The organism is Bacillus mobilis (assembly GCF_001884045.1).
Classification (GTDB): Bacteria; Bacillota; Bacilli; order Bacillales; family Bacillaceae_G; genus Bacillus_A; species Bacillus_A mobilis.
In genome coordinates, this window is sequence record NZ_MACF01000119.1 from 242,060 (window position 1) to 255,690 (window position 13,631).

Annotated in this window: 17 protein-coding genes; 4 read left to right on the top strand and 13 right to left on the bottom strand. The window is 32.8% G+C overall.

Features of this window, described 5'->3' with window-relative positions; translation table 11 throughout:
- Window positions 1–471: 471 nt before the first annotated feature.
- Window positions 472–1,077 (top strand): undecaprenyl phosphate transporter UptA, encoded by a 606-nt coding sequence (gene uptA, locus BAQ44_RS20860; RefSeq protein ID WP_063259933.1) that lies wholly within the window; start codon window positions 472–474, stop codon window positions 1,075–1,077.
- Between the two features lie 38 nt (window positions 1,078–1,115).
- Here the strand turns inward: uptA and BAQ44_RS20865 are convergent, their stop codons facing one another.
- Window positions 1,116–1,592, bottom strand: a complete 477-nt coding sequence (locus BAQ44_RS20865; protein ID WP_063259934.1) for a DinB family protein — start codon at window positions 1,590–1,592, stop codon at window positions 1,116–1,118.
- A gap of 140 nt (window positions 1,593–1,732) precedes the next feature.
- On the opposite strand from BAQ44_RS20865, the gene BAQ44_RS20870 reads away from it, so the two are divergent.
- A complete protein-coding gene (locus BAQ44_RS20870) occupies window positions 1,733–1,957 on the top strand; it encodes a hypothetical protein (protein WP_061679707.1) in 225 nt (74 codons plus the stop codon).
- A gap of 38 nt (window positions 1,958–1,995) precedes the next feature.
- Here the strand turns inward: BAQ44_RS20870 and dltD are convergent, their stop codons facing one another.
- The 9 genes from dltD to BAQ44_RS20920 all read right to left on the bottom strand — a co-directional run bounded on the left by dltD (window position 1,996) and on the right by BAQ44_RS20920 (window position 10,407).
- Entirely contained in the window at window positions 1,996–3,177 is a 1,182-nt protein-coding gene (dltD, locus tag BAQ44_RS20875) for a D-alanyl-lipoteichoic acid biosynthesis protein DltD (protein WP_071723475.1), read from the bottom strand.
- 268 nt (window positions 3,178–3,445) lie between these two features.
- Window positions 3,446–3,973: a GNAT family N-acetyltransferase gene (locus BAQ44_RS20880; protein ID WP_071723831.1), complete on the bottom strand. Its 528-nt coding sequence runs from the start codon at window positions 3,971–3,973 to the stop codon at window positions 3,446–3,448.
- A 119-nt stretch (window positions 3,974–4,092) separates the two neighbouring features.
- On the bottom strand, window positions 4,093–5,715 hold the full coding sequence (locus BAQ44_RS20885; protein WP_071723477.1) for a peptide ABC transporter substrate-binding protein: 1,623 nt from the start codon (window positions 5,713–5,715) through the stop codon (window positions 4,093–4,095).
- A 20-nt stretch (window positions 5,716–5,735) separates the two neighbouring features.
- Entirely contained in the window at window positions 5,736–6,737 is a 1,002-nt protein-coding gene (locus tag BAQ44_RS20890; RefSeq protein WP_071723479.1) for a C40 family peptidase, read from the bottom strand.
- A 39-nt stretch (window positions 6,738–6,776) separates the two neighbouring features.
- Window positions 6,777–7,838 (bottom strand): dipeptide epimerase, encoded by a 1,062-nt coding sequence (locus BAQ44_RS20895; protein WP_116758397.1) that lies wholly within the window; start codon window positions 7,836–7,838, stop codon window positions 6,777–6,779.
- Between the two features lie 143 nt (window positions 7,839–7,981).
- The gene (locus BAQ44_RS20900) at window positions 7,982–8,308 is read right to left on the bottom strand and encodes a DUF3870 domain-containing protein (RefSeq protein ID WP_046954146.1); all 327 of its coding nucleotides are present in this window, start codon (window positions 8,306–8,308) and stop codon (window positions 7,982–7,984) included.
- A gap of 259 nt (window positions 8,309–8,567) precedes the next feature.
- Complete coding sequence (locus BAQ44_RS20910) at window positions 8,568–8,924, bottom strand: FtsB family cell division protein (protein ID WP_071723483.1); 357 nt, start codon at window positions 8,922–8,924, stop codon at window positions 8,568–8,570.
- Between the two features lie 404 nt (window positions 8,925–9,328).
- Window positions 9,329–9,919: a DJ-1/PfpI family protein gene (locus tag BAQ44_RS20915; protein ID WP_071723485.1), complete on the bottom strand. Its 591-nt coding sequence runs from the start codon at window positions 9,917–9,919 to the stop codon at window positions 9,329–9,331.
- Window positions 9,916–10,407, bottom strand: a complete 492-nt coding sequence (locus BAQ44_RS20920; protein WP_071723487.1) for an ankyrin repeat domain-containing protein — start codon at window positions 10,405–10,407, stop codon at window positions 9,916–9,918. Before BAQ44_RS20920 ends, BAQ44_RS20915 begins: the two co-directional genes overlap by 4 nt.
- A 166-nt stretch (window positions 10,408–10,573) precedes the next feature.
- Here BAQ44_RS20920 and BAQ44_RS20925 point away from each other — a divergent pair, with 166 nt between their 5' ends.
- Entirely contained in the window at window positions 10,574–11,020 is a 447-nt protein-coding gene (locus BAQ44_RS20925) for a cytidine deaminase (RefSeq protein ID WP_071723489.1), read from the top strand.
- A 259-nt stretch (window positions 11,021–11,279) separates the two neighbouring features.
- On the opposite strand, the gene BAQ44_RS20930 is transcribed toward BAQ44_RS20925, so the two are convergent.
- From BAQ44_RS20930 to BAQ44_RS20940, 3 genes are all read right to left on the bottom strand, one after another.
- On the bottom strand, window positions 11,280–11,510 hold the full coding sequence (locus BAQ44_RS20930; protein ID WP_000789031.1) for a hypothetical protein: 231 nt from the start codon (window positions 11,508–11,510) through the stop codon (window positions 11,280–11,282).
- Between the two features lie 357 nt (window positions 11,511–11,867).
- Window positions 11,868–12,131 carry a hypothetical protein gene (locus tag BAQ44_RS20935; protein ID WP_063259942.1) on the bottom strand — a complete coding sequence of 88 codons (264 nt, stop codon included), beginning with the start codon at window positions 12,129–12,131 and terminating at the stop codon, window positions 11,868–11,870.
- 203 nt (window positions 12,132–12,334) lie between these two features.
- Window positions 12,335–13,099: a class I SAM-dependent methyltransferase gene (locus tag BAQ44_RS20940; RefSeq protein ID WP_071723491.1), complete on the bottom strand. Its 765-nt coding sequence runs from the start codon at window positions 13,097–13,099 to the stop codon at window positions 12,335–12,337.
- A gap of 197 nt (window positions 13,100–13,296) precedes the next feature.
- Here BAQ44_RS20940 and BAQ44_RS20950 point away from each other — a divergent pair, with 197 nt between their 5' ends.
- Entirely contained in the window at window positions 13,297–13,578 is a 282-nt protein-coding gene (locus BAQ44_RS20950) for a hypothetical protein (RefSeq protein ID WP_071723493.1), read from the top strand.
- Window positions 13,579–13,631 lie beyond the last annotated feature (53 nt).

The following is a 13,631-nucleotide window of genomic DNA, read 5'->3' on the forward strand; positions in this document are numbered from 1 at the left end:
TTTTCTATAAAAATTTTATTAACCTTATAATTCGTTATTTGAAAGTGAAGTACCTGTCTAGGTGATAAGAGAATATTTATGTTTTCATTCTCCTTGAATTATTTTTATATTTTTGAACCTATAAGCCAACCTTTGAAATACTTTTGTTTTTATCAACCGAATCATATCTCTATCCCAAATAGAAAATAGTCCATAAATTTGATTCTTATTTTGCATACATTACTCTTCCCACTTTGTAAATTAAAAGCCCATAACATTATCATTTATATATGAGAAATTTTTAATATTTTTTTCATTATCTCTTCATGAAAACTGAACTTATATGCTTTACTATAATACTTATCAGAGACATAAAAGAATTGAAATAGCAATCCCCTATATAAATAAGGTATAATCTACATATAGTGAACCTTTTATATCGTTAAGTAAAGGGGCATATATTCAAAAATACATAAACTAGAAGGTGCAACAATGGTAAGTAGTTTTATTCACTCAGTATTAACGTTTTTTGAAGGATTAGGTTATTGGGGCATTATGCTTGGACTTATGATTGAGATTATTCCGAGTGAAATCGTCCTTGCTTATGCAGGTTATTTAGTATTCAATGGTAGTATCTCATTTATAGGCGCAGTTATATTCGGTACAATTGGCGGTGTTATTGCCCAAATCTTTATTTATTGGCTTGGACGATACGGTGGACGTCCTATATTAGAACGTTACGGTAAATATATTTTCATTCATAAAAAACATATAGATGCAGCTGAAGATTGGTTTAATCGGTACGGAACTGGCGTAATTTTCACTGCGCGCTTCATTCCGGTAGTACGCCATGCAATTTCAATTCCTGCTGGTATTACAAAAATGTCATTCCTACGTTTCACTACATTAACAGCACTCGCAATCATCCCTTGGTCTATTATTTTCATTTATTTAGGCGAAAAACTAGGTGAGAATTGGGAGAATATTAACGATGTTGCTGGACCGTATGTGAAATCGTTCGCAATTGGCGGCGTCATACTTATTCTTTTATACTTCGTCATTAAAAAATGGACAAAAAAGCGTAAAAATCTTGCGTAAAAATATAAATAAAAACCGCTATACATTCATTACGAATGTTAGCGGTTTTTATTATATATTAGAAATTGCATTATTTCTTCTTTGTGCTTTAAGTCATGTTGAATGAGTGATGAAAAGTAATTATTTAATTTCAATTTTTTAGTGCCAAATTGGTAGAAATTATAAAAATATTTGGTTGGAACTCGCTCAATTTCATCCACTAACTGTTTACGAGTAACGCTAAATTGATTTAATAGTTCTTCTTTTGAAATACCAGATCTCGCATATTTAATTGCTCCCTTATTCATTTCCTCAACATCTATTGGAACATTTGGTACAGATTGTTCACTTATAAAGTATGGAATTCTATCCTTTATTAAAAACACATCCCAAACGATAAAATGTGAAATCACATCTGCAATTCCCCATGAGCCATTTTTAAATGGTTGAAACCATATATCATCCGATACTCCCTTCAATGTTTGACACCATTTTATTAAATTTAACTTTTCTTCTACAATATTTTCCTTCTTCATTACTCATTCCTTTCTCGCGCTTATAATTCATTCATATTAATATTTTCTAGAAATTGTATAAAAGACCTCCATAATTATGCGGATAAGCAACCTTTCACTCATTGATTTCGTATATTATCTCAAAAAGGAGTGATTCCCCTATGCATTGGCAACAAAAAATACAATACTTAATCGGACGCCCTATCGGCATTTCCTTCATGAACGGGCAAGGTACTTCTGGTGTATTATGTTCAGCACATGATGGTCAATTATATGTATATGAATACCTTTATCAAGCGCAGTTCGCAATGAAGCATTATGATTTTAGACAAATTCAAGATATACATGCCTTCCCGAATTGCCCACATCAAAATACTCTATACTAAAAAAGGAACAGCTTATAGCCGTTCCTTTTTCTCCACACTTATTTCTCAGTATAAAAGTTTTGTACTGCTTCATCAAAGTAAATCCAGCCTTTCCAACCTAAATGAATTGTATCTTTTAAGAAATACTTATCATATTCATGACCAGAGAAATCAACTACTGGGTATCCTGCTTTCACAACTTGCTCTCGGACTTTTTTATAATATACTTCACGGCGTTCTTTTGGGAAGCCAGCGTAATCATACCACGGTCCGTTTACAGGTACAGAAATAAAGAGTGGTTTGACATTTTTCTCTTTAAAAATATTTAAAACAATTTGTAAGTCATCATATTCAGGTGATTCTTCATACGATTCGTTTGCTCTAAAGTTTTTTAAACCTTTTAATTTTTTCTTTAAATTATGTTTATAGTAATACGGATTTTCAATTCCGAATGTGTTTGTAGTAGATTCCGCTTTCCCTTCTTCCTCTGCATGTTTACGTGCATCTACCCAAGAAATTGAACGTAATCCCAAATTTGTTTTTTCTTTCATCGGTTCAATCTTAAATAAAGAGTTAAATAAATCTCTATGATCTAAAATATTTCGATGCATATAAGCAAGTGGTTTGACTAAACCTGCTTTTATGTTATGTTTCGTATCATTATACACAATACCTTCTAATGAATTTTTTAATATATCATCTTTTTGAACAACTTTATAGTCTAATAGTCGTTTCGCGATTTGCTTCTTCATTTCAACACTTATCTCATCATTAAAAATAAAATGATATGCTTGTTGTTTGGAGAAATTGTTAGTAAAATCCCCTTGTGATACCCCAGTCTTTGTAAACCATTGTGGGGATAAAACAAAGACTACTTTTTTACCTTCTAGCTCATCCATTGTAGACGTCATATTTAATATATGAGCTAAACTTTGCGTACCGCCAATCCCCATTAAATATGGTGTAAAACCTGCGGGATTTACTTTAAAGTAATTAGACGGATGATATGCATCCATTCGTAAAAATTCAGATGAACCATACATCGGTAAATACTGCGAATTCTCTAACATTTTTTGCTGTAAGAAAACACTTTGTAATTTTTCTTTTTGTAAGGAAGTTGCCGCATCTTCTACCTTCTTATCACTAATAAGTGATACTAAACTTTTTGATGGAATGAGTATGATAATGAAAAAAAGCACACACGCTAAAATTATCGGGCCAAAAGCATGCTTCATTTTCATCGTCTCTTCCTCTTTCTATCGCTATTAAATTGTAACCCTTGTTTTTGACACGCCATCATTTCTCTCCTTTTTCTCTATACATGTTCCATTCTATTTATCTATTATATACATGTATGTATTTCTTTTCTTGTTCTATTCAATCCTATAGAAATATCACAAGAAAATGTTTCCATAGAAACACGTTAATTATACAAGATTCTACATAAATTTCACACTGGAATTTTAGTAATAATTTTATTATTAAGACATGAAAAAACATATAAAATGTCTATAATTCATCAGGAGCTATATTAAATTCAAAATAAGATAAGGTACGTCCACTATAATCAACATCATGAGTATATGTAAAACCTAACTTTCGTAAAAGATTTTTCGAATTGTCATTTGCTATTTTCACCCTAGCAATTATTCTTTTTACATCCATCGTCTCTTTTGCATATTGAATAGAAGCCCCTGCTGCTTCTGACGCATATCCATTTCCCCAATACTCCTGATCAAGTAGATACATAATCTCTATTTCATCAGTTTCATCCACTTTTCTTAAACCACAATGTCCTAAAAGCTTTCCTGTTTCACTATTGAATAACAACCATACACCGAAATTATACTGTTCCCAATGTAATATAAGCTTACTAATATAATCATTTGCTTCTTCTTTTGACATTCCTCTTGATTTAGCAAGCCATTTGCCAACAGCTTCTTTCTTTAATATGTTATAAAATTGATCAACATATTCTATAGTTGGTTTTCTCATGAACAATCTTTTTGTACATACTACTTCCTTTTCTTCAAACATAAACATCATTCCCCTCCAAATGCTTAATACAGACTAGTAAATTATACCACGGACTATTTCTCTAACTTTAAATAAGAAAAACAGACTATCACACATGTGAAGTCTGTTTTTCCATACTTTTATTTTTGTACATCTGCCCATTTTAAACTTGTTGCCGGACCGAATTGATGTACATACAAATCTTTCACATATGGTTTTTGTAAGTATGATAATCCGCGCTGGAATACCGGTGCTATTACTGCATCATCTAGCAGCATTTTTTCCGCATCTTGCATTGCTTTCCAACGAGCTGTCTCATCATTACCTAATTCTGTTTTAATCTTCTTAATTAACGCGTCATATTCCGGATTTGCATATTCTGTATTGTTTACACTGCTTCCAGAAAGGAATACTTCTAAATAAGTCATTGGATCTGGATAATCCGGCAACCAACGTGATAACGACATTTCATATTCTTTCTTCTTCTCTAACGCCAGTTTTTGCGTATGTGGTTGTAATTTTACATTTACTTTTAAGCCTGGTAAGTTTTTCTCTAGCTCTTCTTTAATGTATTCTCCTACTTTTTTGAAGTTTTCTAAGTCATAGTTTAATAACTCAAGCGTCACTTCATTTGTACCTGTTTCTTGCTTCGCCTTTTCCCAATATTCTTTCGCCTGTTTTACATCTGTCTTATTAAACTCACCAGCCGTACTTCTAAAGTCTTTTTTATCTGGACCTTTTAAAAATCCTTTTGGCACGTAATAGTTTGCAGCTACCGAACCATCATTTAAAAATGAAGTTGCAAGCCCTTTCTTATCAAACACTGTACTTAGCGCGAGCCTTGCATTTTTATTTTTAAGAATCGGTACATTTTCATTGAATCGGAAGAAGTACATAACCGGATCTGTATACTGTTTTAGTTCTTTATTATTTTTATATTTATCTACGAATTCTGTTGAAATGACAGCTCTATCAACTTTATCTGTTTCATATAAATTTACCGCGGTTGAAATTTCTTTAACGATTTGATAATTTACTTCATCAAGCTTCACTTCTTTTTTATCCCAATACTTATCGTTTTTCTTCATTGTAAAACTCGCTTCATGCTTCCAATCAGATAATGTAAACGGCCCATTATATACCGCTTTATTTGCTTCTAATCCGTATTTATCCCCTTGTTCTTTCGCATATTTTTCATTAATTGGATAGAAAGACGGTAAAATAAGTAGTTTCGTAAAATACGGTACAGGATGTTCTAACTCTACTACGAACGTTTTATCATCCTTCGCTTTCACTCCTAATTCCTCTAGCCCTAGTTGTTTCTTATTTATTTTCTCCGCATTTTTCACATCGTACGCAATATATGCATATTGAGAAGCTGTATCCGGATTAATAAGCTGCTTCCAAGCGTATACGTAATCTTGTGCTGTTACTGGATCTCCATTAGACCATTTCGCATCACGCAAGTGGAATGTATAAGTTTTTCCATCTTGACTCACTTCATATTTTTGTGCTCCAGCTTCAATCAGTTCATCATTTTTCGATAAACGGAATAATCCTTCCATTACGTTATTCAAAACGTTAAACGATACCGCATCTGTTACTTTCCCTGAATGTAACGACGGAATTTCACCCGTTTCTAGTAACTGTAATACTTTCTTCTCATCTTTCGGCTTTGTCGTTGTTTTTTCTTTTGCGCAGCCAACTAAAAATGAAGAAACTAAGAGTGTACTAACTAATGAGTAACGAACAACTTTTTTCATTTGAAAACCCCCTTTATTTTTTAAGGTAAGTAACGACGAGCACCAGCGTATTCTTCTATATATCCTGGTGTATTTAGCGGTATAATCTCTACCGATCTTTCAGCTCTCGGTGAGTGAATCATATTTCCATCACCAATATACATAGCAACATGGTGAACACTACCTTTTCCTTGATCATGTGCGAAGAAAATTAAATCTCCTTTTTGTAAGTTTTCTTTATCAACCGCAACTCCATTTCTCGATTGCGGACCAGAATCTCGCGGAATAGTAATACCGTGCGATTTATAAATTGTATGTGTAAATCCAGAGCAATCAAATCCAAAACCACTTGTACCAGCCCATATATATGGTAATCCTAAAAACATCTTCCCTGTGTTTATTAAATCATCAGCCGCCGGAGTTGGAATATCATTTTGAGAGCGATAAACCGTTCCATCATTTTTTCGTAGCCAAGCTTTTTGCCCATTTGGTAACAACACGCGGTATGAAATTGTATCTTCACTAAGTAGTGGCAGTCGCGTATTATAGCTCACTTCAAGCGATTTATGTTTTTCAGAAGGATTTATATATAAAATGGCTGTCGGTTTCGTTACTAAAACGAAAGGTTCGTTTGTTTTATCTGCAAATTCTTGATTAAATGTTAACTGTTTTTCAGGCATCCAACCTGGATAACCTTCTTCATTACGTGGTGTTGGCTGACCATGGACTAGCACTTTCACCCAGTCCCCTTTTTTATCAACAACCGTTACTTCTTGACCTAATAACGCTTGCGTTTCTAATTTATTTGCATTTGTTAACCAAAGCTTCTCATCAAGCGTCATTGATTTCGTCCACTTCCACAAATCAACTGGATTTGTAGCACTCGGTACATCAATTGGCCGTAATGAATCAGGTGCAGTCCAAAGTGTTGCAGCAGATACATCGATAAATGCTTTACTATCCTTCTTCTCTTCAGCATGTGTTGATGTAAACGATGAAAATATAAATAAAGTTGTTAAAAATGCAGTTCCTACTCTTTTCATACATATCCCCCTTAAAAGATAGTTTACTAGTCTCTTCTCCTAAGATTTACTATTCACTGTCGATTGAAGGTTTACCTTTGACCCTGAATAAATCATTCCTTCCGGTTCTTCCATTAACCAAAGTGGTGCATCTAGATCAAAGTAATGAATATTAGGGTGTGCAGCAGCTAAATGGGCTACAGCGCTAACGGAAGTGGAAGATTCCATCATACTACCGACCATACATTTTATACCCGCTGCTTCAGCGATATCGGCAATACGCCACGCTTCACGTATGCCACCACATTTCATTAATTTAATATTGAGTAAGTCTGCATATCCTCCTTGAACAATTTTCAATGCATCACTCGCTGAAAATATGCTTTCATCTGCCATAATGGGCGTTTGCACATGGTCTTTGACGTACTTTAATCCATCCCAATCTTTCGCATGAACAGGTTGTTCAATAAATTCGATATTTAAATTACGATTTTCCATCTCTTTAATAATCGTAACCGCTTCTTTTGGATTCCACCCTTGATTTGCATCTAATCGTAACGTCGTATTTTTTGGTACATTATTTCGAATCGCTTCAATACGTTCTAAATCTAAATGAGCAGATTTCCCCACTTTAATTTTTAAAGTTTGAAATCCTTTTTCTACATGTTGCTTTGCCTCTTTTGCCATAACGAAAGGCTCATCTACACTCACCGTAATGTCTGTGTGAATTTCTTTCTTCCCGCCTAATAATGCGTAAAGTGGAACGTTTTGATATTGACAATACACATCATATAAAGCGATATCTACTGCCGCTTTCGCACTTGGGTTTCCAACACAACTCATTTGAATGTGCTGTAGTAACTGTTGAAACTGAATAATATCTTGACCAATTAAACAGGAACGCATCGGTCCTAAAATTGCTGCTTCAATCCCATTAGCAAAATCACCCGTAATAACTGGTGTTGCGGCTGCTGCCCCCTTGCCAACAATTCCTTCATCTGTATGAATATATACATCTATACTTTCTATTTCGGTTACAGTACGAAGCGCCGTTTTAAACGGTGTATGAAGATTTACATGCCTACGAATTACTTTTACATCAGTAATTTTCATATTGTTCATCCTTTCGTTCTCTGACAAAGTAGATCATTAATTCCCAATTTTTTTGGAGCAATAAATCTCCTCTTTCACTTACCTTTCATGCAAGAAATTAATGTGAAATAAAAAAATCCAGCCATAAGAAGATTCTTACGGCTGGATTTTGTCTAGGAATGGGTAGACAAAGCAGCGATTTGATTATATTTTTTCTGTGCATCTTTTAATGCTACAAGGAGTGCTTTTTGAGACGAACCAAAGTATCTATTTTTTATTTCTGTTACCAATAGTGGATCATTAATATTTTTATGTAGAAACAAATATTTAACAAATTGTGATGTTAATGCAATTGTCGCTGAGCAATCTGCATCTACAATTTCCCCTGTCTCCTTAACAAGTACAAACGCTACAAAATAACTTTTGAACTTTTCCGTAATAGGATTATTTTGAGGTGCTTTCGCATCCCCTACGACATAAATTGTATTTGAAGCGTACACAGCTATCTTCCTTTCTAATACGGGATAACGGTTTTCTTAATAGTCGTATGAGCGATAAACTCAACATTGATCAAAAAATGTATCCGCTTACCTTGTATTATAATACAATTGACAGAATTTTAACAACATTTATTTCGGTATATATTCCATAATTATGAAAACAGTTCAAACTCTTCATTTTTACAATATGTGATTGTTTCTTGTACCATGCCATCCATACATGAAAAAACAGCTAGCAATCGCTAACTGTTCTATTACACTACTTCGGTAGCACAAATATAGTTTCATTTGACTTAGAAAATTGATATTCTTTTCTCGCAAACTTTAAAATTTCTTCCTCATCATCTGTTAAATTTTCTATGTTAGTCTTTAAAGAAGTCTTATCTTTCTTTAAAAAAACCAATTGCTTTTTTTGATTCGTTATTGTATCCTTTTTTTCTACGATTATTTCTTGTTGTTTCGTTAAAATAAATTGAACGTACAAAGTAGCCGCCGCAATAAATATAAACATGAATATAAATCGCCTTAGTTTTTTCTTATTAACTGCTCGATTCTCATTAGACTGTGATAGTTGTTCTTGTATATTAGGAACATTTATTCGCTTGAGTTTCCTCATTATGAAATCCCCCTAACACATATATTTTCACTACCATCGGCATGATCTCTTACTAACTGTAATTCTATTCTTATAAAATAAGCTCCTTCACAAAAATATCTCACAAATTAACCAATTAAAGATAGCATTCGACGACATTTCCATATTTACATTGCATTTTTTTATGTATGCTGCCATAAAATAGTAGTTCCTGTTATTCTTTTTCTACTATTGTAGAAGAGTTTTTTTACATACGAAATTTCTCCTCGTTTTCACATGATTCAAGGAGAAAAAAGATGCATTTTCGTACATTCGATAAAACTGGAATTACTGATTCAGAATTAGAAGTTGGACCATAGATCAACTCTAAAGGCAATTACCTATATACATTCAATATAAAAAAGCCCAAATTGGGCTTTTTTATTTTACAAATCTATATCATATTCCATACTTTTCGCTGTTTCCTCAGCAACCTCCACACCTAACAAATTTTTCACAATATGAAATGACATGTTTATACCTGCTGAAATACCTGCCGATGTAATAATGTGTCCTTCATCTACAAATTTCACATTCTCCATTACTTCTACATTTGGAAAGTCTTTTTTGAAAGTTTGAATACTAGCCCAATGCGTTGTTGCTTGTAACCCTTCCAGTAAACCAGCTTTCGCGAGTAATAGCGCTCCAGTACAAACTGAAGTCATTAGCTTTACTTCTTTTATTTGCTGTCGAATCCAATTTATTATAGTTTCATTTTTCACTTCATTTTCCCTAACGCCTTTACCACCTGGAATGAGTAAAATATCAACTGTTGGTAAATTTTCAATACTATAATCCGGCTGTACCTTTAATCCGTTTCTTGCTGTAATCATTTCTCCATTTTGGCTAACTGTATAAACAGTAAATGGTTTTTCTTCATCCGCTTCGGTTACAGAAAAAACTTCAAATGGTCCTGCAAAATCTAACACTTCTACATCATTAAATAAAAATATGCCTACGCTCCATTTATTTATCATACGTTCACTTCCGGTTTTAAATGATGTAAAAGGTAATCATATCCTTTTTCTAACGCAATATCATATGCTGTTTTTCCATCATTTTTCTTAATCGCTTTATTAGCTCCATTTTCAAGAAGTAGCATAACTATTTCTTCACTTCCTAATAATGCTGCTTCATGTAATCCTGTCCAACCACCACTTTGTATAACATTTACATCCGACCCTTTTTCAATTAAGAAAGCAACAAGTTTACTTTGCTTATTCGCGATGGCAGCTTGCAAAGGTGTATTTTCATTTTCGTTTTTTGCTCTATTATGTATATCTGCTCCACTTTCTAAAAGGAAACTTGCTATCTCTTTTTGTCCAAAATAACCCGCTAAATGAAGGAGAGTCCAGCCATCGTCACTAAATTCGTTAACAGCACTTGGGTTTGTCTTTATAAACTCCACCGCTTCTTCCTTATTACCACTTATAACAGCTTGTACTATTGATTCTAAAATTCCCATAATAATCTCCTATCTTTCAAATATTTAAGCATACTCTTCTATAAGTTCTATTGATTATGCTATTTTCCTGTTAAAACAGAAGTTTACATAATAATATTATCTAAACGATTCTCATCTTTTATTTTAAATATTGAAATTTTCTGTTAAAATAAAATAATCATGTTTAATACGGAGGAGAAATTATGTTAAAAGTAATGCCTTAAATAGTGAAGACTATGATTTAATTACAGCTGCTGAAAAAGTAATTGAAAAAAACTATAAATATGGCCGTCATCATATCGGTTCAGCTGTAAGAACTAAAACAGGTAATATTTATGCAGCAGTGCATGTTGAAGCGAATGTTGGAAGAATAACAGTGTGTGGTGAAGCTATGGCGATTGGAAAATCTATTTCAGAAGGCGATCATGAATTTGATACCATTGTAGCTGTTGCTCACCCACATCCTCATGAAGATATAGAAAAATGTTGGGTTGTTGCTCCGTGCGGTATGTGTCGAGAATTGATAAGTGATTATGGAAAAAATACGAATGTTATACTTTCTTATAATGGTAAACTTGTAAAATGTAACGTAATGGAATTATTACCTGAAAAGTATACAAGCGAAGTAGAATAATCATTCCTACTCTCAACATATCAAATAATATTATTCCAATAAAAAACAATCCGTTTTAAAAATGGATTGTTTTTTATTTCTTTTTTATGCAGTTTATTTTATTTTTCTATTTTTAACACTAATAGAATTATCATTAATAAAAATGAAATCCAAATATTAAAGCATGTATTGTAGAACGTTTTTCATTTGAAAACAAAAACGATATTTCTCATTACATTTGAAAAAACTTATTATAAACTCTCTAAATTCAGCAGTCTTATCATACCAATCTATAACAATTCTGTCTTCTTCCCTTACCTGTTTCCTTTAACACATATGATTTTAAAACTAGCGCCGTTAATGAATCCGTTAATGTTTTATATGATAAATTAGATAATGCTAATAGATCGTTCGTATATAACATTCTATGCTTCTCTAATAATAATAGTACTAATCGTTCAGACGGTTTTAATGCCTCGTCACTTTCTAATATAAAGTCTATATTTTTCATTTCTCTATTTATTACTCCTTATATAAAAAAATACTTGCACCCCTAATTTAATATAAAAATACTACACAACAAAAATTGAAGTATATTAAAATAACATCGTTTTAAAACACTATTATACTATAACATAGAAAAAGCATTTCCCGAAATAGGAAATGCTTTTTCTATATCACTAATATGATACTTCCAAACCTTCATTATTTCTTAAACTCTTACCCGTACAATTCCCTCCTAATTTCTCTGGTCATCTAAAAGTATTTATAACAAATCAAGTTCTTTTAAAATGATTCAAATACAAACGGTTAGTCATTCTAAATGACTAACCGTCTTCCAGCTTCTTCTCAATTAATATGTTCTACCTTATATATTTCTTGCAATATGCGGCTTACTGTAATGACTTGTTCCACCGCCGCCTACTGCTACTTTTCCACCTTTTTCAAAAATTAATAATTTACTTGAACCATCAGCCAGAAGTACTATTACTTCAGCATTATTACTCGTTGCTAAATAAATTACATAACCACTTTTTGAAATACATGTTTCCCAATTCTCATCAAATTCTGATCTTACTACCCGGTTTGAATACACTTGATCTTCAATTCTACCTTGTTCTTCATTTTCCAATTAGATTCCTCTCCCTTCACTAAAATATCATTTATAATAAAATAACAGCCCTAATTAAAATAATGACTGACTTTAACATAAATAGTATATGTAATTAGTAGAAGAATGCTTGGACAATGCATATATAATAACCTGTAAGGGAATCACAACTAAAACAAGGGAGTCGATATAATATCGACCCCCTTGTTTACATACATAGTTCTTTATTTTTCGTTTCGCACAGCTTCAAAAGTAAACATTTGATTTGCATTTGACGGTTCTTTTTTATAAACATAGTCAGCGGAGCAAGTAATGTTAGAGAAACCTATACTTTCTAACAGAAGTTTAAACTCTTCTATTCCATACCAGTGCAGCACGAAGCGTTGTAGTTCTGTTTGTACTAACTGTCCTTTACTCCATTTTTCATATTTTAAATAGGATAGAGTAACTTGGTTCAGCCAATCTATTTCAATTGATTTATTTTCTAATGTAATTCCGTCTCCGCTCGGCAAAGAAAAAGTCGATGTATGAATCTCTCCTGTTTTCCAGTCATGCGGAAGCATAATATCTACGATTAATCGCCCGCCTGGATTAAGATGTTCATAAAAACATTTCAATGCGTTTATAGAATCCGTTCGATTTTCAATTAAACAAAAAGATCCAGTAGGAATGATAATTGCCTCATATTTATGTGGCAGTGAAAATTGTTGTAAGCTTCCTTCATATAAATGAGGATGTAAGCTTCTTTCTTCACATCGTATGCGGCACGATTCTAGCATTTCAGGCGAATAGTCAATCCCATCAACTGTAAAACCAGCCTCAAGAAGTGGTATGATAACACGCCCTGATCCAACTGCCGCTTCGAGAATTCTTCCAGTGCATTTTTTTAAACGTTCTTCGTAATACTCAATATCACCATTTAAAGAATAACCGACAGGCTTTGTGTAATCATACAGTTCCGTACAAAGTGTACTATAAAAACTAAACATTTATTTTCTCCTCCGTTTTTTACGTACGGAAGATTTTCTTTCAATTAATCTTCCTGTACCTTTATTTTTAATAAAAATTCAAAAGAGCTGACTGTCATAATATATCACTCGCTTTCCATAAAATATAATTATATTGTATAATATTCCACCCGAAATTAATACATGAAAATTCAGACTTATACTGAAAGGAGGATATGATGAATTCATTAATTGGGTTTATTTTTCTTCTTACTTCTTTTAATATACTGATTTTCATTATAGCAAAGAGCTATCCACGAATATGGAAAATAGCTAGTGGCATTTTCATACTTTCTTCTCCCGTTGTTTTCTTTGCCACTTTGCACATTATTGGTGAAAAAGTAGGAGATGGGGTTGCTGGAGGTTTTGCGGGGCTTACCTTTAGTGTCCTACTGATCATAAATGCCATTTTTTTATTTATCGTAAGCATTTTTGTATCTACCAATAAAAATTCACATTAAGCTCCCTATTTCAAAATATAAAGAGCTTACTAGGCAGTAAGCTCTTTATCCAT